Annotated in this window: 24 protein-coding genes; 9 read left to right on the top strand and 15 right to left on the bottom strand. The window is 66.7% G+C overall.

The genetic code is table 11. The features are described 5' to 3' along the window. The gene (locus B0I08_RS07385) at positions 1-1,338 is read right to left on the bottom strand and encodes an amidohydrolase family protein (protein WP_106211335.1); all 1,338 of its coding nucleotides are present in this window, start codon (positions 1,336-1,338) and stop codon (positions 1-3) included. 187 nt (positions 1,339-1,525) lie between these two features. On the opposite strand from B0I08_RS07385, the gene allB reads away from it, so the two are divergent. From allB to B0I08_RS07360, 5 genes are all read left to right on the top strand, one after another. Beyond that, complete coding sequence (allB, locus tag B0I08_RS07380; protein WP_106211333.1) at positions 1,526-2,890, top strand: allantoinase AllB; 1,365 nt, start codon at positions 1,526-1,528, stop codon at positions 2,888-2,890. Positions 2,891-2,963: 73 nt separating this feature from the next. Further along, on the top strand, positions 2,964-3,875 hold the full coding sequence (gene pucL / locus B0I08_RS07375; RefSeq protein ID WP_106211331.1) for a factor-independent urate hydroxylase: 912 nt from the start codon (positions 2,964-2,966) through the stop codon (positions 3,873-3,875). A 127-nt stretch (positions 3,876-4,002) separates the two neighbouring features. Then, positions 4,003-4,584, top strand: coding sequence for a nucleoside deaminase (locus B0I08_RS07370; RefSeq protein WP_106211641.1), 582 nt, complete (start codon positions 4,003-4,005; stop codon positions 4,582-4,584). A 100-nt stretch (positions 4,585-4,684) separates the two neighbouring features. Further along, positions 4,685-5,023 carry a YciI family protein gene (locus B0I08_RS07365; RefSeq protein ID WP_106211329.1) on the top strand — a complete coding sequence of 113 codons (339 nt, stop codon included), beginning with the start codon at positions 4,685-4,687 and terminating at the stop codon, positions 5,021-5,023. Between the two features lie 90 nt (positions 5,024-5,113). After that, a complete protein-coding gene (locus tag B0I08_RS07360) occupies positions 5,114-5,806 on the top strand; it encodes a hypothetical protein (protein WP_146134346.1) in 693 nt (230 codons plus the stop codon). Between the two features lie 42 nt (positions 5,807-5,848). Here B0I08_RS07360 and uraH read toward each other — a convergent pair whose 3' ends face one another. Both uraH and uraD read right to left on the bottom strand, forming a co-directional pair. Continuing rightward, complete coding sequence (uraH, locus tag B0I08_RS07355; protein WP_106211325.1) at positions 5,849-6,175, bottom strand: hydroxyisourate hydrolase; 327 nt, start codon at positions 6,173-6,175, stop codon at positions 5,849-5,851. Further along, a complete protein-coding gene (gene uraD, locus B0I08_RS07350) occupies positions 6,172-6,663 on the bottom strand; it encodes a 2-oxo-4-hydroxy-4-carboxy-5-ureidoimidazoline decarboxylase (RefSeq protein ID WP_106211323.1) in 492 nt (163 codons plus the stop codon). Before uraD ends, uraH begins: the two co-directional genes overlap by 4 nt. Positions 6,664-6,682: 19 nt before the next feature. Here uraD and B0I08_RS07345 point away from each other — a divergent pair, with 19 nt between their 5' ends. After that, a complete protein-coding gene (locus B0I08_RS07345) occupies positions 6,683-7,357 on the top strand; it encodes a nucleotidyltransferase family protein (RefSeq protein ID WP_245884674.1) in 675 nt (224 codons plus the stop codon). A gap of 70 nt (positions 7,358-7,427) precedes the next feature. Further along, a complete protein-coding gene (locus tag B0I08_RS07340; protein ID WP_106211319.1) occupies positions 7,428-7,820 on the top strand; it encodes a hypothetical protein in 393 nt (130 codons plus the stop codon). Between the two features lie 5 nt (positions 7,821-7,825). Here the strand turns inward: B0I08_RS07340 and B0I08_RS07335 are convergent, their stop codons facing one another. The 10 genes from B0I08_RS07335 to B0I08_RS07290 form a co-directional block, all read right to left on the bottom strand. Beyond that, entirely contained in the window at positions 7,826-8,446 is a 621-nt protein-coding gene (locus tag B0I08_RS07335) for an RES family NAD+ phosphorylase (RefSeq protein WP_245884671.1), read from the bottom strand. Further along, a complete protein-coding gene (locus B0I08_RS07330; RefSeq protein WP_146134345.1) occupies positions 8,440-9,042 on the bottom strand; it encodes a hypothetical protein in 603 nt (200 codons plus the stop codon). The genes B0I08_RS07335 and B0I08_RS07330 overlap by 7 nt, the downstream gene beginning before the upstream one ends. Positions 9,043-9,150: 108 nt before the next feature. After that, positions 9,151-9,669 (bottom strand): macro domain-containing protein, encoded by a 519-nt coding sequence (locus tag B0I08_RS07325; protein ID WP_106211315.1) that lies wholly within the window; start codon positions 9,667-9,669, stop codon positions 9,151-9,153. 9 nt (positions 9,670-9,678) lie between these two features. After that, on the bottom strand, positions 9,679-10,113 hold the full coding sequence (locus B0I08_RS07320) for a nitroreductase/quinone reductase family protein (RefSeq protein WP_106211313.1): 435 nt from the start codon (positions 10,111-10,113) through the stop codon (positions 9,679-9,681). 16 nt (positions 10,114-10,129) lie between these two features. Further along, the gene (locus B0I08_RS07315) at positions 10,130-10,759 is read right to left on the bottom strand and encodes a TetR-like C-terminal domain-containing protein (protein ID WP_106211311.1); all 630 of its coding nucleotides are present in this window, start codon (positions 10,757-10,759) and stop codon (positions 10,130-10,132) included. Positions 10,760-10,799: 40 nt separating this feature from the next. Continuing rightward, a complete protein-coding gene (locus B0I08_RS07310) occupies positions 10,800-11,129 on the bottom strand; it encodes a nuclear transport factor 2 family protein (RefSeq protein WP_106211309.1) in 330 nt (109 codons plus the stop codon). 43 nt (positions 11,130-11,172) lie between these two features. After that, the gene (locus tag B0I08_RS07305) at positions 11,173-11,916 is read right to left on the bottom strand and encodes an SDR family oxidoreductase (RefSeq protein ID WP_106211307.1); all 744 of its coding nucleotides are present in this window, start codon (positions 11,914-11,916) and stop codon (positions 11,173-11,175) included. Positions 11,917-12,064: 148 nt separating this feature from the next. Continuing rightward, positions 12,065-12,907, bottom strand: coding sequence for a MurR/RpiR family transcriptional regulator (locus B0I08_RS07300; RefSeq protein WP_245884669.1), 843 nt, complete (start codon positions 12,905-12,907; stop codon positions 12,065-12,067). After that, positions 12,904-14,208: an allantoate amidohydrolase gene (locus B0I08_RS07295; protein WP_245884667.1), complete on the bottom strand. Its 1,305-nt coding sequence runs from the start codon at positions 14,206-14,208 to the stop codon at positions 12,904-12,906. Before B0I08_RS07295 ends, B0I08_RS07300 begins: the two co-directional genes overlap by 4 nt. Beyond that, positions 14,205-15,482, bottom strand: coding sequence for a pyridoxal-phosphate-dependent aminotransferase family protein (locus B0I08_RS07290; RefSeq protein WP_245884664.1), 1,278 nt, complete (start codon positions 15,480-15,482; stop codon positions 14,205-14,207). Before B0I08_RS07290 ends, B0I08_RS07295 begins: the two co-directional genes overlap by 4 nt. A 98-nt stretch (positions 15,483-15,580) precedes the next feature. Between B0I08_RS07290 and B0I08_RS07285 the strand changes: the two genes are divergently transcribed. Continuing rightward, positions 15,581-15,826 carry a type II toxin-antitoxin system Phd/YefM family antitoxin gene (locus tag B0I08_RS07285; protein WP_106211631.1) on the top strand — a complete coding sequence of 82 codons (246 nt, stop codon included), beginning with the start codon at positions 15,581-15,583 and terminating at the stop codon, positions 15,824-15,826. Next, a complete protein-coding gene (locus B0I08_RS07280; protein ID WP_106211305.1) occupies positions 15,823-16,083 on the top strand; it encodes a type II toxin-antitoxin system RelE family toxin in 261 nt (86 codons plus the stop codon). Before B0I08_RS07285 ends, B0I08_RS07280 begins: the two co-directional genes overlap by 4 nt. Positions 16,084-16,109: 26 nt before the next feature. On the opposite strand, the gene B0I08_RS07275 is transcribed toward B0I08_RS07280, so the two are convergent. Both B0I08_RS07275 and B0I08_RS07270 read right to left on the bottom strand, forming a co-directional pair. Continuing rightward, the gene (locus tag B0I08_RS07275; RefSeq protein WP_146134344.1) at positions 16,110-16,655 is read right to left on the bottom strand and encodes a hypothetical protein; all 546 of its coding nucleotides are present in this window, start codon (positions 16,653-16,655) and stop codon (positions 16,110-16,112) included. A gap of 84 nt (positions 16,656-16,739) precedes the next feature. Further along, entirely contained in the window at positions 16,740-17,666 is a 927-nt protein-coding gene (locus tag B0I08_RS07270; protein WP_106211301.1) for an AraC family transcriptional regulator, read from the bottom strand. Positions 17,667-17,683 lie beyond the last annotated feature (17 nt).

Below are 17,683 nucleotides of genomic sequence, written 5' to 3'. Positions count from 1 at the left end.
TCAGCGGCCGACGCGGGAGCGCAGATCGGCCGTGATCTGCTTTTCGTCGCCGCTGACCAGGCGGTAGTCGCGCACTACCACTCGGCCAGCCACGATGACGTGCTTCGGGCGCCGGCCGGGTGAGGCCCAGAGCAACCCCGCGACCGGATCTGCGACGCCCGCGTCGGCTACCCCCGAGACATCCCACACACAGGCATCCGCCGCAGCGCCCACCCGCAGGTGCCCCAGTTCGGCTCGACCCAGTCCCTCCGCCGAACCCGCGGTTGCCATCGCGATCGCCTGGCGGGCGCTGAGCGGGGCTCCGACCAGCGGTGCCACCTGCATCGCCAGTCGAGCGTCGGCGAGAAGGTGTCCGGCGTCGTTGCTTCCACCGCCACTGGTTCCGAGGCCCACCGCGATGCCCGCAGCGCGCAGCGCCACCACCGGAGCGATGCCCCACCCCATCGGCAGGTCGCACCCGGGCGCGTGAGTTGCGCTCACCCCGGCGGCGGCGAGTCGCGCTACTTCGGCGGGACTGACGTCACAGAGGTGGGCAAGGGTGACGTCGGAGGCAAGCCAGCCCCACTCCTCCAACAGCTCAATCGGGCGGCGACCGTACTTTTCCAGGGCGATCACCACGTCGACCTGTTCGTTCGCCTGGGTACGGCGACGCAAGCCATGGAGCGCGGCCACCTCGGCGAGCAGCTCGAAGGTTTCGCGGGGGTCGCTGTGCACCCCGGCCGGGCCCACCGCCAGCTGCAGCATGCCGTCGTCGCTGATCCCGCCGTGGATGCCGGGCAACAGGGCCTGCACGATCGCCTCGGCAGACGCGGCCGCCTCTTGCGGGTCGTCACGGGCGGCACCCCGCACAAACGCGAGTCGCCCGCCGAGCGCACGCGCGGCCTCCGCCGTGGCCCGCGCGATGGCTACGCCGTCCGATCCGGCTGGCCAGGCGAGGTGGTGATCGGCGACGGTCGTCACACCGCTGAGCAGGCCTTCCGCGACGGCGGCGGACGCCGCGAGAGAGGCAAGCTCGCCGTCGAACCCGGACTCGGCGTAGGCGGCTGCCATGGTGGGAAGCCATCGCGCCATCGGCACACCGCGGGTACCGGGCAGCGTGCGGAATGCGGTCTGCATCAGGTGGTGATGCGCGTTCACGAGGCCGGGCGTCACCACGCAGCCGGAGGCGTCGAGCACTTCGCGTAGCGGCGCGGTCGTCGGCCCACCCGCAGCGGTCGCGGCATCTGCGCCCAACGCGGCACCCTTAGCGACCACCCGGCCGTCGGCCATCGCAATGTCACCGGCGCGTTCGGTGGATTGGTCGATGACGATGCGGCTGGCGTCCGTGATGGTGAGCATTGTGATTTTCTAGCACCTTCGTGTGTCGGGCGGATCACACGCCCGCACACGCACCGTAAACACGCGCGAGCGCGTCGTGCCCCTTAGGCTTTCCAACCACACAGCTTTCCCCTTAAACCCACGCGCGATTCCTAGCGCCGCACCCCGTGTCGCACCTCGCGCCGCGCTTTTTCCGGAAGGACCCCCAATGTCTGCTCCCTTCAATCTGGTGATCCGCGCGGCATCCGCTCTCATCGACGGCGAGATCCGCAGCGTCGACATCGGGGTCATCGACGGCACGATCGCGGCGATCAGCAACGACCACCTCCACGGCGACACCGTGGTGGAGCTCGCGGACGACGAGGTACTCATCCCCGGACTCGTCGACACCCACGTGCATATCAACGAGCCCGGACGCACCGAGTGGGAGGGCTTCTCCAGCGCCACTCGCGCCGCCGCCGCCGGAGGGGTCACCACCGTCATCGACATGCCGTTGAACAGCGTGCCGGCGACCACGACGGTGGACGCCCTCGAGTTCAAGCGTGCCGTGGCGGCCGAGAAGGCGATGGTGGATGTCGGGTTCTGGGGTGGCGCTGTGCCCGAGAACCTCGGCACCCTCCGATCGATGCACGACGCCGGCGTCTTTGGGTTCAAGGCGTTTCTGGCGCCGTCCGGGGTGGAGGAGTTCGGTCACCTCGACGCCGCGCAGCTGGAGTCAGCGCTCGAAGAGGTCGCGGACTTCGACGGCCTGCTGATCGTGCACGCCGAGGACCCCGGAGTGCTCGGCGCCCACCAGAACGAGGGTGGCGTCAACTACCCGCGGTTCGTCGAATCGCGCCCGGACGAGGCCGAAACCACCGCCATCGACAGGGTCATCGCCGGGGTGCGCAGCAGCGGAGCCCGTGCCCACATCCTGCACCTGTCTTCGGCCGCGGCCCTGCCCGCCCTGCGCGCCGCCCGCGCCGAAGGACTCGCCATCACGGTGGAGACCTGCCCGCACTACCTCACCCTCGCCGCGGAGGACATCCCCGACGGAGCAACGCAGTTCAAGTGCTGCCCGCCCATCCGCGACGAAGCCAACCGCGAGGCGCTCTGGCAGGCGCTGCTCGACGGTGATATCGACTTCATCGTCACCGACCACTCCCCCAGCACGGCGGAACTCAAGTTCTCCCACGGCGGCGACTTCGCCCTCGCCTGGGGTGGCATCGCGGGGCTGCAGTTGGGGCTGTCTGCTATCTGGACCGAGGCTATGCGCCGAGACATCCCGCTGTCCCGCGTTCTTGGCTGGATGTCTGCGGGGCCGGCTCATTTCGTCGGACTCCCCCAGAAGGGCCGCATCGCCGTCGGCGCCGACGCCGACCTGGTCGCTTTCGCCCCGGCCGAAGTCTTCACGGTGCGGGTCGAAGACCTGCTGCACAAGAACCCGGTGAGCGCGTACGACGGGCGCGAGCTGGCTGGTGTCGTGCGCTCCACCTGGCTGCGCGGGGTTGCGGTGGATACCGCGGCCGATGCCGAACCGACCGGACACCTGCTGCGCTACCTGGGGCTCGGTCTCGACGCCGACCTCGACTAGAGCGAGCCTGCGACGCGCACGCGAGCCCGCGAGCCGAAACACTCTCGTCACACGTCGCTGAGACAATGACGCCATGGCAATAATCCTCGGGGACAACCAGTACGGAAAAGCAGAGTCGCGGGTCGTGCGCATCTACCGCGATGGGTCCCGCCACGAGATTCGCGACATCAACGTCAGCACGGCCCTGCGCGGCCCGTTCGCCCCGGCGCACCTCGAGGGCGACCAGAGCAACGTGCTCCCGACCGACACCCAGAAAAACACCGCCTACGCTTTTGCGAAGTCGCACGGCATCGAGTCGATCGAGCAATTCGGTCTCGCCCTGGCGCGGCACTTCGTCGGCGCCATCGAGCCGGTGGAGGGCGCCCGGGTCGAGGTGGAGGAATACGCCTGGACCCGCGCCCTCGTCGACGGGCAGGAACACGACCACACCTGGACGCGCACCGGCGCGGAGGTGCGAACTGCTGCAGTGACGGTGGATTCCTCGGGCGAGCACGTCATCGGCGGCCTCAAAGATCTGGTGCTCCTGAAGTCCACGGGGTCCGAGTTTGCCGGCTTCCTCGAAGACGACTTCACGACGCTCCAGGAGACCCACGACCGCGTCATGGCGACGTCGCTGAATGCCAAATGGCGTTTCGGCGCCGTTTCAGAGGCGTCAGCGGCGGATGTCCCGTGGGACGAGATCTACGCGGGCGTCAAGGCCATCATGGTGAAGCAGTTCGCGACACTGCAGTCGCTGGCGTTGCAACAGACCCTCTGGCACATGGGCAAAGCCGTGCTCGAGGCCTACCCGTTCATCGCCGAGATCCGGCTGTCCGCGCCGAACAAGCACCACTTCATGGTCGACCTCGAACCCTTCGGCATGGACAACCCAGGTGAAGTATTTTTCGCCGCCGACCGCCCCTACGGCCTCATCCAGGCGACGATCCTCCGTGACGACGTGCCACTTGCTCCCGAGGCCTGGCGCAGCGCCGCGGGCCTGGCATAGCCTTCCGTTTGCCCCGCCCCGGATCATCCGCACCATCGCACCAACCGAACAGCCCGACTCGAACCGCACGGAGACGACCATGACCCCCACCAGCGTTCCCACCGGTGCCACTACACCCGACGCCGGAATGGAGGCAGACCTTGAGGTTGCCGCCGCCGCGGCCGCTCGCCTCGCGGGAGACGCCGCCGACCGCCTCGAGACCGCGGGGCCCTCAGCGCGCGCCGCGGCCCGCGCCGCAGCAGACGCCGATGCGCGGTGGCTTGCCCGCGCGATCGAGCTCGCCACCGAGAATGTGGCCAACGGCGGCGGACCATTCGGTGCCGTGATCGTGCGCGACGGAGAGCTCGTCGCCGAGGGCCAGAACCGCGTCACGGCGTCGCTCGACCCCACCGCGCACGCCGAGGTCAGCGCGATCCGCGCCGCCTGCCAGGCCGTCGGGGACTTTTCGCTCGCAGGCATGACGCTCTACACCTCGTGCGAGCCTTGCCCGCTGTGCGTATCCGCGTCGCTGTGGGCGCGCCTCGACCGGGTGGTTTTCGCGGCGAACCGGGATGACGCCGCCCGAGGTGGCTTCGACGACAGCGAGTTTTACGAACTCTTCGCCCGCGACCGCGCGACCTGGCCCATGCAGATCGAGGTCGCTCGTCCGAGCAACGCGACCGAGCCCTTCGACGCCTGGCTCGCGCTCGAGGCTCGCACCGACTACTGAGCGCCGACTATTGAGCACCGACGACTGAGCACCGGACCCCGCACGACGTCACCGGGTCAGACCCGTTGTTGTCCCGGCGACCTCGGGGCACCATCGAGTCATGACCAAATACCTCATTTCATTTCCGAGCGAAGCCCTGGTTCTCACCGAAGACGACTACCCGATCGTCTCCGCCACGTCCCGAGCCGTGATCGCGGAGGCGAAGGCTGCCGGCGTGTACGTCTTCGGCGGCGGGATCAACGAGGAGGTCGGTCCCGTACTGGTTTCCGCCGACGGCGCCGTGAGCACGACGATCTACCCGGGCAGCGAGCTGAACGGCGGGTTCGCGGTGCTGGAGTTGCCGACCCGCGAGGATGCGGTCGAGTGGGCGAGAAAGCTTGCGGAGGGTTGCCGTTGCTCGCAGGAGCTCCGCGAGTTCGGCTACGACCCGGACAGCTAACCGTCCTAAGGAAACGCAGTTCGTACCCCGCGGAGCACGAGCATGGGCAGCGATCAGTTGCGTCCGTCGCGTGCTCGCTAGGGTTGGGTTATGCGCGATCGCGAGAGTGGAATCCCTTTCGGGCGGCCTCCCGTGGCCGACATCGCTGTGCCGCCATTCGCGACCGGGGACGAGTTCAACTCTTTTCACGTAGAACTGCAGCTCTACCTCGCGAGCCTCGACGCCGGTGATGTGACGGTCACGACGTTTGCCCTGGGCCAGCTGGTGGAACGCTCGCGGCGGCAGGGGCTCGCCGAGCAGTGGGCCCACCCGGAGCCGCATATCCTGGAAATCGCGGTAGCGACCTACTTTCCGGCCCCGTGGACACCGCTTCAAATCCATACCGAGTTGATGACGACGGGGGTGGGCTACGGAACGGTCGGCGGTCCGTGGGGAAAGAAACAGGTCGCAGACGTAAAGAAGAACCGCCTGCTCTGGGGTTCCGACCCGATCTTCAGAGCGATTCGTGCCAGAGACGGCAGTTGGAGCGTCACCGGGTCGGAACGCGGCGTCGAGTTCCTCGAGGCAACTCTTCGCACCGACGACGACATGGTGCTTTACCGCCAGTATGTCGAGAGAACGTTCGCGGCGCCGTTCGGTGCACGATACAGCCCAACGGCGCTGCCCCAGCTCGACCGATCAGCCCACGCCGTGCGCTCAGCGTGGGCGGGACACACGACGTTGCCCTACATCGCCGAGTGGAACGAACGGCCCAGGCCGGACGAGTCTCCGGACCGCGGTTGAGATCGTGAGAGTGAAATAGCGAGAACGCGGGAGCGCGCCCGCTCAGCTGCCGCGGTACGTGGAGTATGCGAAGGGGCTGAGCAGCACGGGCACGTGATAATGCGATGCCGCGTCGGTCAGCTCGAAGTCGATTGTCACCCGCGGGTAGAACCCGGTCTGGCCGGACGCCGCGAAATACGATGCCGTGTCGAAGACGAGGCGGTACACCGCGGGCTCAAGCGCATCAGGGCCGAGGTCGGCAACCCGACCGTCGGCATTGGTGCTTGCCTGAGCGAGGATGATGCCGTCCTCAGACAACAACACCACCGGAACCCCAGAGGCGGGGCGGCCGAGTGCGGCGTCCAGAACGTGAGTGGTGACGTGGCTCATGCGTCGGCCTCCCCGAAGGTCTTCTCCAGCCGGAGGATGGCGATGTCGCGCAGCTGCTCGCCGACGATCTTCAGCTCCGCGGCGTTGTCGAGCGCGAGGCGACGGTTGAGCTCGGCGAGGATTTCGGCGCGCGTGCGACCCGCCGCGCGGATGATAAACACGCGCCCGAAGTGTTCTTCGTAGGCGGCGTTGCCTGCGGCGAGGGCGGTGGCCAGCTCCGCATCATCCGCATCAACAGAGGCCTGCTCGCCCCGGCTGAAGTCCTGCGCCGCGCCCTCGCCCACCGGCTTCTCACCGATGCGGGGATGATGCGCGATCGCCTCGTCGATTTCCGCGCGGCTGAGCGGGGTTGCGGCGAGGTACGCGGTGCGCAGGAGGTGCACCGTGGCGGGAAATGGGGCGGCGGCGGCAACCTCATCCACCCACCTTTGAACGGACAGTGCGGCCGTCAGGGCGGCGCGAAGCTGGGTGTCAGTGACGTCGATCATGGTGTGTATAACTGTACCCATGACAGGTGTCGCGACCATGGCCGGGCAGGCGCCGGAGGATGCCCCAAAATTGGGGGATGCCGTGGCGCTGGCGGATGTCGCGGAGCCCACGCACCTCACCGGCATAGTTCTGGCGGCCGGAGCGGGAACCCGCATGGGCACTCCCAAGGCGCTGCTCCACACCGCCGACGGCACCCCTTGGCTGCGGCGAGCCAGCCAATTGCTTGCCGCGGCGGGCTGCGATCCGGTGCTGGTGGTGCTCGGCGCGCGGGCCGATGACGCCCGGGAGCTGCTGCCGACGCCCGCCGGAGTGGTGCGCGCGGTCGTCGCCGCGGACTGGTCGGAGGGAATGTCGCACTCGCTGCGCGCCGGACTCGCCGCTGCCGCTGCCGCTGCCGCTGCCGCTGCGCAGACAAGCACCGCCGCCCTCATCACGCTCGTGGATATGCCCGACTTGCCGCTCGCGGTGGTGCGCCGCGTGCTCGGCACCAGCATCACCCCGACTTCGCTTCGGCAGGCCGTCTATAACGGGCGGCCGGGGCATCCCGTGCTGATGGGCAGTGCGCACTGGGCCGCTCTGACCGCGACGCTGACGGGTGATCGCGGCGCTCGGGGCTACCTCGTCGAGCACGGCGTAGAAGAGGTGGAGTGCGCTGATCTGTTCGACGGACACGACATCGACTCGATGGATTGAGGGCTCGCTAAGCAACGGCGCGACCTGGTTCCGGTCGGGAGAGCCGTCGCGACGCCGCTAGGGTAATTCGATGCCCACCATCGTTGCCTTCGTCGCCTGTGTGCTGCTTCTCGGACTGGTCGGGCTGCAGATCGCTCTGCTTGCCGGCGTGCCTCTTGGTCGATTTGCGTGGGGCGGGCGCGACGATGTGCTTCCGACCGAGAAGCGCAGCAACGCCATTCTCGCGATTGTGCTGTACCTGTTTTTCGCCCTCGTGATCCTGCAGGGGGTCGCGGTGGTCGAACCCTTTTCGCTTCTCGTCGGACAGATCGCGATCTGGCTGTTGACCGCGTACTTCTTCGTCGCGTTCATCTTCTCGGCGATGTCAACGAGCAGGCACGAGCAGATCCTGATGTCGATCGTCAACGTCGTGCTCGCCGCGCTCACCCTCATCGTCGCGATCGCCGGCCGCGCCACTCTGTAAGTCACCTATGCCAATCGCACCTGCACGTTAATGCTTCGGCCCAGGACGATGAGCCGACGCAGACCATCCACGGTGTCGAACGACCATTGATAGGTCGAATCCACAGCCAGGGACCCGCCGGGAACGCGGTCGCCGAACAGCACGTACGCTTCACGTCCACTCGCCTTGGATGATGGGTATGCCAGGCCGTCAAAGCCTGCCAAATGCGCAGCCTCCGCCCACACCACAGTCTGGGGATAGTCCCGTGCTCCAGTGGAGCAGACCGCTCCTGCATCGATTCCAAGGGCCCTCTCCCCCAATCCCATCAGCGACGCGAGGCGAATCTCCCGCTGGACGACCAGGCGCGAGCACACGCGACCCCCATACTTCGACGGCGCTATTGCCCCGCCGCTTTTGGGGACGTCGTGCAGGATGGTTTCGCAGAGGGCCGCGTCCTCGAAAGCCGCGGTATACAGGACCGGCACGATGGGATCGCCAAAGAACGCGAACCGGGTGCGACTCCCCTGGCCTGGATTGAATTCGTGCGCAGCAAACCTAATCGAATGCGTTCTGTACAGCAGCTCACCTGCCGCGAGGATTCTCTCCTTCGCCGTGAACGGCGTCGGAGGAATCGGAACACTCACCACACGACGCCCCACGCCTGATCTGCAGCAGCGGCTACAAGGTCGGGGTCATCCAGGAAGTCCACCGGGCGTGCGTCGTTGGGCATGTAAGTCGTCGCCGTGCAGAGCCAATAGATCAGCTCCCTTTCGGGCTTCTCGTGTCGAGCGGCAATCTCGGTCAAATCTTTGATCACCGGACGCACCGCTCCCCCGTCAAACTGAAACCCGGGGTAGAGCAGCTTGTTGGTACGGGCGACCGCAACCAGCTTGCCAGCCTTGCGGAGGTCGGAGGCATAAGAACGGTGAGTTTTGGCTCCGACCAGCGCGGCGACCTCGAGGCTACTGAGCAGGCCGAACTCCTCAGAGAGCTGACGCCAGAAGATCTCTGTTTCCGCCAGGCTTGACGCAATCTCAGGGCTGACGACCGCAGGGGCTTGCTCGAGCGCCGTCATGACCCCATTGGACGAGATCTGCAATCGGATTGTCCGGGCAAGCTCACGCTGGAATGCCCCGACGCTAGCAGGGCTGAGGGAATCAGAAGCCAGGTGCAACGCCTCTACCAGCTCGGGCACGAGCGTGTCGTCAAGATGCTGTGCCGACCGCGCTCCGCTATCCACCATGGAAGCCTCCATTCCCTACAAAACAAGTCTAGCGTCCGAAACGGCGAGTTCGCCAGCCAGGTAGCCAGGTAGCCAGGTACCCAGTCATCCCAACCGTACGAGCTGCCGCTACGGCGCGGAGAACAGCGCGCGCTCAAGAACCCGCAGGTCATTCTCGCTGTGGGCAACAAGAGTCACGGTTTGGAGCGTGGTGGTGGGATGCCCCGCAATCCACTCGCGGATCGCTGCGACCGCCACCAGCGAGGCAGCCTCCATCGGGTAGCCGTAGACGCCGGTGGAAATCGCCGGGAACGCGATCGACTGATACCCCTCGGCGAGCTCCAGGCTGGAGCGGTAACACTCGGCGAGCAGCCGAGCCGCTTCCGACTGAGGATACGCGGCGTAGACCGGCCCGACGGTGTGCGCGATTTTCTTCGCGGTGGCGATGCCGAACGCGTCCGTCAGCTTCGTCTCACCGGTGTGCGCGCCGCCGAGCGCACGGCAAGCCTCGAGGAGTCGAGGGCCTGCGGCACGATGGATCGCGCCATCCACCCCGCCACCGCCGAGCAGACTCGAGTTGGCCGCATTGACGATCACGTCGCTCGAAAAACGGGTGATGTCGGCCAGAACCGCTTCGATGCTCGTCATCGAAGAAGGTTAGCCCTCGAGGTCGAAGTTCACTCGCATGAGTGGACTGCCCTGAACCCAGGCGTCGACGGATGTGGGCTGCGAGATGCGGCCGGGATTGCTGGGCTGGTTGAGGTCGGCCACGATCTCGGTGAAAATGGCCCGTCGTTCGGCCTCGTTGGTGATGGGGGTCGCGATCGCGGGCAGGTCGGCGTGGACACGGTATTTAAGGTGAAACGTGAAGCGCGGGGTGTGTTCCAGGTTCACGTACCAGTTGCGCTGCGCGGGAAGACTGCTGAGGTAGACCTGACCTCCTGCCCGGTAAAAGAAGATTTCGATTCGGCGGGGTTGTCCCGAGCGGCGCCCAGTGGTGGTGATGTCGATCGTGCGCTCGAGGGCGGTAGAAGCAGGGGTGATCTCAATCGCGCGGCAGATCGAGGATGGCAAAGAGTCGTAGATCGGCATTCTGGATCTCCCTGAGTCAGCGCGGCGTGATGCCATCGAAGAGGTTGTCGACGAGGGCGATCGCGAACGCATCGGTCACGGGTTCGTCGGGGACAAGAAGACGGTGGTAGACGGCGCCCCAGAGCTGGTCCACCAAGACCTGCACGTCGATCTCAGCGCGAACCTGCCCAACCGATTGTGCTGCGGCGAAGCGGTCTGCGGCAAGTTGCCTGCGGTGGGATGAATAGAGGCGCCGATAGTCGGTGGCGAGATCGATATCCGCCTGGGACTGCCCGATCAGCTCGGTGAGCAGGCGACCGGCCTGGGTTGTGGTCATCAGCCTCACGAAACTGCGCAGCTGCCCGGTGATATCGGCGCGGATGTTGCCGGTGTTCGGGAAGGTCAGCGTGACCTCGACACTGTGGAAATAGCTCTCCAGGGCCAGTGCCCCCGCAGACGGCCACCACTTGTACAGCGTGGTCTTGCTGACGCCCGATTGGCGGGCGACGCGCTCGAAGGTAAGGTCCGCGAGTCCTTCGTTGAGCAGGATCTCGCCGACCGTACTCAGTACATCTGCGCGCACTTCCTCGGCGGGACGTCGTCCGCGTCCGCGGCGCGCCGTGCCGTCCTCAAGCGGGGCGGGGGTTTCATTGGTGGAGGGTGCCACGGGGTTCCTTGTGTTCGGGAGCGTCGATCGCTCGCGGGGTCTAGTTGATGAGGAGGCGGGCGATGCGGCCGCCGCGGAGCTCGAAGTGCATGGGCCCGGTGCCGTTGTATCCGTCACCACTCACCGTGAGGGTGACAGTGTGACTGTCGGGATGTTTGCCGGGAGTGGCGCCGACGAAGTCGAAGTGGGCGCGGACACCGATGTTGTCCGTGGCGTTCCAGGCGCGTACTCCGTCGTGACCGTGGAACTCGCGACCCCAGTCATTCAGGTAGGCATCGGAGGTAAAGGCGTCGACGAATGCATCGGAATCCGCGGCATTTGTCGCATCGATGAATGTCTGAATCGGGGCGGGCAGTGAAGTGGCGGTCATGGCTTGCGATCCTCAATTCTGGTTTTGCCGATGAGCTGCGGTGTCAGGCGAGTCCGCCGTTGACGAAGATGACCTGACCGTTAACCCAACGCGCCGGACCGGCGAGGAATGCGACGGTCTCGGCGATGTCATCCGGTGTACCGAGACGCTCGAGCGGGGCGGCTTTCGACAGTGCCTGAATCGTTTGCTCGTCTTTCCCGTCGAGAAACAGCGCGGTGGCGGTGGGCCCGGGAGCCACCGCGTTCACGGTGATGTCCTTCCCACGCAGCTCGCGGGCCAGCACCAGGGTCATTGCCTCTACCGCGGCCTTCGACGCCGCATAGGCACCGTAGCTGGGGAAGCTGGTGCGCGTGACCGTGGTGGAAAAGTTCACAATCGCGCCACCCGCGCGGACCCGGCGTGCGGCCTGCTGGGAAACTACGAACGTGCCGCGAATGTTCGTGCGGTGCATCCGATCCAGGTCCGCCAGATTCAGACTCGTGATCGGCGCGAGAACCATGATGCCCGCCGTGTTCACGACTACATCGATGCCGCCAAACGCGGCCTCGACCTGATCGAACGCGGCCAACATAGCGTGCTCGTCGGCGACATCACCACCGACGGCGATCGCCGACCCGCCGGCCGTGGCGATCTTCGCTACGAGGGCGTCGGCCTTTGCCCGATTGCCCGAGTAGTGCACGGCGACCGAAAGGCCGTCCTCAACCAGTCGTTCAACCACTGCCTGGCCGATGCCGCCGGAGCCGCCCGTCACCAGTGCGACTCGGCCGATGCTTGACGCTGTGCTCATGAGATCCTCTTCCTTGCCGCTTATATGAACGATCAGTACATTTAATCACGAAATGAACGATCCGTCTATATCACGATGGAGATTGCATCTCGTGGCTCGAAGGCAACGCGAACGCCGCTCAGGAAACGGCCGCGGAACAGCTCTCGCGTCAGAACCGCTCGAGCTCGTCCAGTTCTCCGTACGACAGACCGATCTCCGCCACCCGGGAGCGCCCGACCCGCAGGTTCTCACCGAGCACGGCCGCGGCAATCAGGCTGACGACGCTGAACGCGGCCGCGTAACTGTCGAACGCGGTGACGGAGTCCACCGGACAGACCACGAAGTGCTGCACCTGCGTTGAGTAACGCCGTGCCCCCTCGTCGCCCAGCAGCACGACGGGAGTCGGGCGGGCGGATGTCGCGGCAATCAGCCGCGGAAACAGCTCGGGCCTCCGCCGGAACCCGACAACCACAATCACATCCCGCCCATCGAGCGACGCGAGTTCCTCGCCGAGGGACTGGCCGGGCAGGGGCGCGAGCGACACTCCGTCGCGCGCCTGCGCAAGTTGCTGGCGCAGGTGCAGTGCGACCGGGTAGCTGTTGCGAAAGCCGACCACCAGTACGCGGCGCGCCCCCGCAATCAGGGGCGCGATCTCGGGCAGGTTGAGCGCGCCGAGCGCCGCGTGCAGGTTGAGGCTCTCGCGTTCGATCTGGCTCGCGAAGCTCACAGGGCCGTCCGCCGCGACCGGGGTGCCCGATGACCGTAACGCGCGCACGTGGTCGCGCACTTCCTCGGCGTTGCCGAATCCGAGCCGCCGGTACAGGCGGCTGATCGTCGCCTTCGATACCCCGCTCAGCCGCGCGACCTCTGCCGCGTTGTACAACCCGAGGTCCGCGAGGTGGTCGCGCATAAACTCGGCCGCGCGCAACTCCTGCGGCGACAGTGACGCCATCGCCGCGCTCAGCCGTTGACCGATGTCTCCCTCGGGGTGTGCCAGCGAGGGGGATGTCACGCCGCCGACCTCGCCGGCGTGCTTGCTGCGACCGCCAACACTGCGGCTTCGAACGCGTCGAGTGCGGCCGCGACATCCACCTTCTTGACATGCTCGTCGGGGTGATGACTCACGCCGCCGCGGCAGCGAATGAACAACATCGCGATCGCGGTGAGGTCGGCGACGGCCACGCCGTCGTGGCCCGCGCGGCTCCACATCCGCATGGGATCGGTGTCGCCGGTGGCGCGGATGCCCGCGAAGACGGCGTCCTGCAGGCCGGGGTCGCAGACGGTGGCGTCGGCGCGATAAATCTCCGTCGCCGAGAAGGAGAGGCCACGGCGCTCGGCGATGGACTCCGCGGCGGCGAAGATCAGCGCCACGCTCTCGTCGCGGTCTGGGTCGAACTCGGCGCGGAGGTCGAGGCTGAACTCGACCCGTCCGGGGATCACGTTGACGCCCCCGGGAAAGGCCTGGAGGCGTCCGACCGTGCCGATGACGTGCTGCTGCTTCGACAGCCGTTCGACCTCGATCACCAGCTCGCTCGCGCCGACGAGGGCGTCGCGGCGGCGGTCATACGGCGTTCCCCCGGCGTGCCCGGCGTGGCCGGTCATCACCAGGGCGAAGCGACGGGCGCCGGCTATGGAGGTGACTACGCCGAGGCGCCGACCGGCATCCTCCAGAAATGGGCCCTGCTCGATGTGCGCCTCGAGATAGCCCACGAGGCTTCCCGGGCGGCGAAAAGCTCCGGGCAGGCGGGCGGGGTCGAGGCCGAAGTCCTGAAACGCCTCGGCGAGGGTGATCCCGTCTTTGTCGGTGAGCTGCCACCAGTCGTCGTTCCAGGTTCCCGCCAGCGCCCGGCTGCCGAGCAGGGCCATGCCGAATCGAGTGCCCTCTTCGTCACCGAACGCGACAACTTCGAGAGCGAAGGGAAGGGGGATGCCGCTGTCGCGGATTCGCGAGACGACCTGAATGGCGAGCAGCACCCCGAGCATGCCGTCGTAACGACCGGCATCGGGGACGGTATCGAGGTGGGAGCCGAGCAGCAGCGCCGGAAGGCCAGGCTCGCTTCCCTCGAGGCGCCCGCACTGGTTTCCGGCGGCGTCCTGCCAGGTGGACAGTCCCGCCTCGGCCATCCAGGTCGCGGCCAGCTCGTTGGCGGCCTTGTGCTCGGGCGACAGGTGAACCCGTTCCATCCGCTCCGGGTGACGGGAGAGTCCCGCCAGGTCGTTGCAGCGCTCGAGGATGAGTTCCGCCTCGGCCAGGGTGGTGGGGTTGGTCGTGGCGAGCGTGGTGCTCGGCGTATGACGGTGGGTGCGGCTCACGCGGCATCCCCCTCGCTCTCATAGAAGTCGAGCGCGGCGCCGACACCACTGCCGCCCGTGACGCTCACTCCCCCGCGGCGGAGCATCTGCTCCAGGGCGGCGAGGGTGAGCAGCACGGTGTCGCGGCGGGCGTTGTAGCCCATGGTGCCGATGCGCCAGACGCGGCCGTGCAGGGGTCCGAACGAGGTGCCAATCTCGATGCCGTAGTCGTTCAGCATCGCCGCACGCCCGGCGTCGCCGTCGATGCCATCGGGGATTTCGACGCCGACGACGTTGTTCATCTTGTAGTTCTGGTCACCGAAGAGCTCGAGGCCCAGGGCGGACAGGCCGGTCGCCATGGCCGCGCCGTGCAGGCGGTGGCGTTCGACGGCCTGCGGAAGCCCCTCTTCCACGAGGAGGCGCGCACATTCGCGCGAGCCGAACAGCATCGTGGTCGCCTCGGTGTGGTGGTTGAGGCGCTTGGGTCCCCAGTAGTCGAGGATCATCGCGAGGTCGAAGTAGTTGGACCGGATCGGCGACGACGAAACCGCGTCACCCTCCACCCGGATGCCCGCCTCGATCGACTTGCGACTGTTGATCACGTCCACTGCCCGCGCGGACAGGCTGATCGGCGCGCTGCCGGACGGCCCGCCCAGGCACTTCTGCAGGCCGGCCGTGGCGACGTCGATACCCCAGGCATCCAGTTCGAAGGTGTTGCCGCCGAGTGACGCCGTGGCATCCGTGTATAAAAGGACTCCGTGTTTGGCGCAGATTGCGCCGAGTTCGTCGAGCGGCTGGGCGACCGTCGTGGAGGTGTCGCCGTGCACCACCGCGAGCAGCTTCGGGGCCACCTTGTCGATGGCCGCCTCGATCTCGCCCGGCGTGAAGACCGTGCCCCACTCGCGTTCGATCACGTGAACCTCGGCGCCGCAGCGCTCGGCAATCTCGCGCAGCAGGTGCCCGAAGCGACCGAAGATGGGAACGAGCACGCGGTCGCCGGGTTCGATCAGCGAGACCAACGCCGCCTCGATCCCGGCCCGACTGGTTCCGTCGATGAGCACGGTTGCCTCGTTTTCGGTGCGGAACACCTCGCGATACAACTCCATCGTCTCGTTCATGTACGACGTCATCGCCGGGTCATACTGGCCCAGCAGCTGCGCCGACATCGCCCGCAGCACCCGCGGGTCAGCGTTGATGGGTCCGGGGCCCATGAGCAGCCGCTGCGGCGGATTGATCTGGTTGGGCACGGCGCGGGGGCTGGGGTTTGGCATAACGACCTTCCGGGGCTGAATCATCTGTTTCAGGTTCCCATGTTACGGAACACCTGTTTCAACGGTGTTACGGATCAGGGTGCTTGATGTACATTTTAAAGATTTAGATGTACATTTTCATTATGTCCACAACGAGCGTCACCGATGCGCGCAGCCGGCTGCCCGAGCTGATCGCGCTGGCCAGCAGCGAGGCCGTCTTCCTGGAGCGTCGAGGAAAGGTTGCCGCCGTCCTCGTCAGTCCCGAGCAGTTCTCCCGCATGCAGGAGGCTCTCGAGGATGCTGAAGATGTCGCCGCCTTCGACACGGCGATGGCCGACGAAGGCGAGAATATTCCCTGGGCGCAGGTCAAAGCCGATCTCGGCTGGTGAGCAAGTACCGCATCAAGCTGCGTCCCGCGGCCGTAAAGGCACTGAGGCACATCGACCCGCAGGATCGCGGTCGACTTCAGGGAGCGATCGCGTTACTGGGTGATGACCCGCGTCCGCCGGGCGCGAGGGCGCTTCAGGGGCGGGACGGTTATCGCGTGCGCGTGGGCAACTACCGGATCATCTACACGATCCACAACGACATCCTTCTCATCGTCATCGTCACCGTCGGGCATCGCCGGGACGTGTACAACCCGTAGGTGACCAGGTAAGTGCAGCGGCGGTCTCAGTCCGGAGGAGGCGGCGCATCGGTGGGGTGCGGCACGCCGCTGCTCTCCAGCCAGTGCACGCGGCTCAGCGCGGGCGGAAGCGGTCCCGTCCCCCACGCCGCCAGTGCCGAACCGCCCACATCAGCGTGCGCGACGAACCCCTGGTCGAGTATCCGGAACCGGAGTGCGTACGCCACGCGCTCGAGGACCATCGGAGTGAACGACCAGCTCGCGTGATCGCGCGCGAGCTCATCGCCCTGAGCGACCACGGTCCGGGCGAGGCGTTTGGCCTCCGCGCGCTGCAATCCCTCGGGAAACGTCTGCAGCAACAATCCGGTTGCTGCCATGCTCGCGATGGAGACCCAGTCGGTAGCGACGCCGTGCACGACGCCCGTCGTCGGGTGCATCCGCCTGCCAGTGCGTACCAGCGTTCGCACCGTAAACGGCTGCTGGGCGCCACCCGGACGAATCGAGATCGAGACGTCCGTCTCCACCCCATCGTCGCTTCCACCGCCGACAACCTCAGACCCCGGAATCCAAGGGTCGGGGACTAGTGCGAGCATGCGCACCAGTAGAACGCGCCGGACCGGACCGGGTCCAGCCCCAGTTCTGGGAGACATGCCCGCGCCGTGCGCCTGTCAGCGGAATCATGCCGGTGTCGTACGCGCCCGTAACCGATAACTCGAAGGTGACTCGCCGAGGTGCCGCTTGAACGCGTTACTGAAGGCGCTCTCCGACGAATATCCGAGCTCGAGGGCGAGCGATCGGATGCGCGTGTCCGGCAGACGAAGTTGCCGTTGGGCGAGCAGCATCCGCCAGTCGATGAGGTACGCCAGCGGAGGGGTGCCGGCGGTCTGGCGGAAGCGTTCCGCGAAGGTGGTGCGCGACATCGATGCCGCGCGCGCCAACTCTTCCAGGCTCCACGCTTTGGACGGCTGCTCATGAATCAGCGCGAGGGCGGGTCGGAGCCGTTCATCGGTGAGCACCTTGAGCCATCCGGCGGGCATGTCCGCGTCGTGCATGTAGCCGCGAACCACGTCGAGCAGGAGGAGCTGACCGTACTGACGGATCGCGAACTGGGAGCCCACACGGTTGCCCGTGATCTCTTCAAACAGGCGTTGCACGTGGCCACGCAGTGGAGCGCCGACCGAACTGAACGGCCCGACGTGCATGACCGGAGGCAACGCTCTCAGCAGCAACTCTCTCCCCGCGGGATTCAACTCCACGCGGCCGCCGATGAGCACATCCGCGCCGTCGGCGTGTGCGTCCTCCGCCCGAATCGTCGACCCCGCCGCCGGAGGCTCGACGCGCACCGGTTCCGCGTCGCCGGTCCCGCCCTCGAGCGTCAGCCAGGTGCGCCCGTTGAGCACCGCAACATCGCCGGAGTTCAGCTCGACGGGTTCCGTCAAACCGTCGGTATTCAGCCGCGCGTGGCCGTGTACCACCGCGATGAACTTCAGGTCGTCGTCGATGGTGCTGCCGGTCTGCCAGCGCTCGCGCATGACGGAGCCGCCGGAGACGACGCTTTTCACTTCGATGAGATCCAGGATCTCCGACAGACGATCTGAGGGCATAACAGGACTATAGAGCA

This window comes from Glaciihabitans tibetensis (assembly GCF_003003265.1).
Lineage (GTDB): Bacteria > Actinomycetota > Actinomycetes > Actinomycetales > Microbacteriaceae > Glaciihabitans > Glaciihabitans tibetensis.
Note: the sequence above shows the minus strand (reverse complement) of the source record. Positions and strands in the feature narration are given on the sequence as shown.

Excerpts from the sequence above, each read along its gene's own strand:
- B0I08_RS07385 (WP_106211335.1), bottom strand. The coding sequence starts at position 1,338 with ATGCTCACCATCACGGACGCCAGCCGCATCGTCATCGACCAATCCACC.
- allB (WP_106211333.1), top strand. The coding sequence starts at position 1,526 with ATGTCTGCTCCCTTCAATCTGGTGATCCGCGCGGCATCCGCTCTCATC.
- pucL (WP_106211331.1), top strand. The coding sequence starts at position 2,964 with ATGGCAATAATCCTCGGGGACAACCAGTACGGAAAAGCAGAGTCGCGG.
- B0I08_RS07370 (WP_106211641.1), top strand. The coding sequence starts at position 4,003 with ATGGAGGCAGACCTTGAGGTTGCCGCCGCCGCGGCCGCTCGCCTCGCG.
- B0I08_RS07365 (WP_106211329.1), top strand. The coding sequence starts at position 4,685 with ATGACCAAATACCTCATTTCATTTCCGAGCGAAGCCCTGGTTCTCACC.
- B0I08_RS07360 (WP_146134346.1), top strand. The coding sequence starts at position 5,114 with ATGCGCGATCGCGAGAGTGGAATCCCTTTCGGGCGGCCTCCCGTGGCC.
- uraH (WP_106211325.1), bottom strand. The coding sequence starts at position 6,175 with ATGAGCCACGTCACCACTCACGTTCTGGACGCCGCACTCGGCCGCCCC.
- uraD (WP_106211323.1), bottom strand. The coding sequence starts at position 6,663 with ATGATCGACGTCACTGACACCCAGCTTCGCGCCGCCCTGACGGCCGCA.
- B0I08_RS07345 (WP_245884674.1), top strand. The coding sequence starts at position 6,683 with ATGACAGGTGTCGCGACCATGGCCGGGCAGGCGCCGGAGGATGCCCCA.
- B0I08_RS07340 (WP_106211319.1), top strand. The coding sequence starts at position 7,428 with ATGCCCACCATCGTTGCCTTCGTCGCCTGTGTGCTGCTTCTCGGACTG.
- B0I08_RS07330 (WP_146134345.1), bottom strand. The coding sequence starts at position 9,042 with ATGGTGGATAGCGGAGCGCGGTCGGCACAGCATCTTGACGACACGCTC.
- B0I08_RS07325 (WP_106211315.1), bottom strand. The coding sequence starts at position 9,669 with ATGACGAGCATCGAAGCGGTTCTGGCCGACATCACCCGTTTTTCGAGC.
- B0I08_RS07320 (WP_106211313.1), bottom strand. The coding sequence starts at position 10,113 with ATGCCGATCTACGACTCTTTGCCATCCTCGATCTGCCGCGCGATTGAG.
- B0I08_RS07310 (WP_106211309.1), bottom strand. The coding sequence starts at position 11,129 with ATGACCGCCACTTCACTGCCCGCCCCGATTCAGACATTCATCGATGCG.
- B0I08_RS07305 (WP_106211307.1), bottom strand. The coding sequence starts at position 11,916 with ATGAGCACAGCGTCAAGCATCGGCCGAGTCGCACTGGTGACGGGCGGC.
- B0I08_RS07290 (WP_245884664.1), bottom strand. The coding sequence starts at position 15,482 with ATGATTCAGCCCCGGAAGGTCGTTATGCCAAACCCCAGCCCCCGCGCC.
- B0I08_RS07285 (WP_106211631.1), top strand. The coding sequence starts at position 15,581 with ATGTCCACAACGAGCGTCACCGATGCGCGCAGCCGGCTGCCCGAGCTG.
- B0I08_RS07275 (WP_146134344.1), bottom strand. The coding sequence starts at position 16,655 with ATGCTCGCACTAGTCCCCGACCCTTGGATTCCGGGGTCTGAGGTTGTC.
- B0I08_RS07270 (WP_106211301.1), bottom strand. The coding sequence starts at position 17,666 with ATGCCCTCAGATCGTCTGTCGGAGATCCTGGATCTCATCGAAGTGAAA.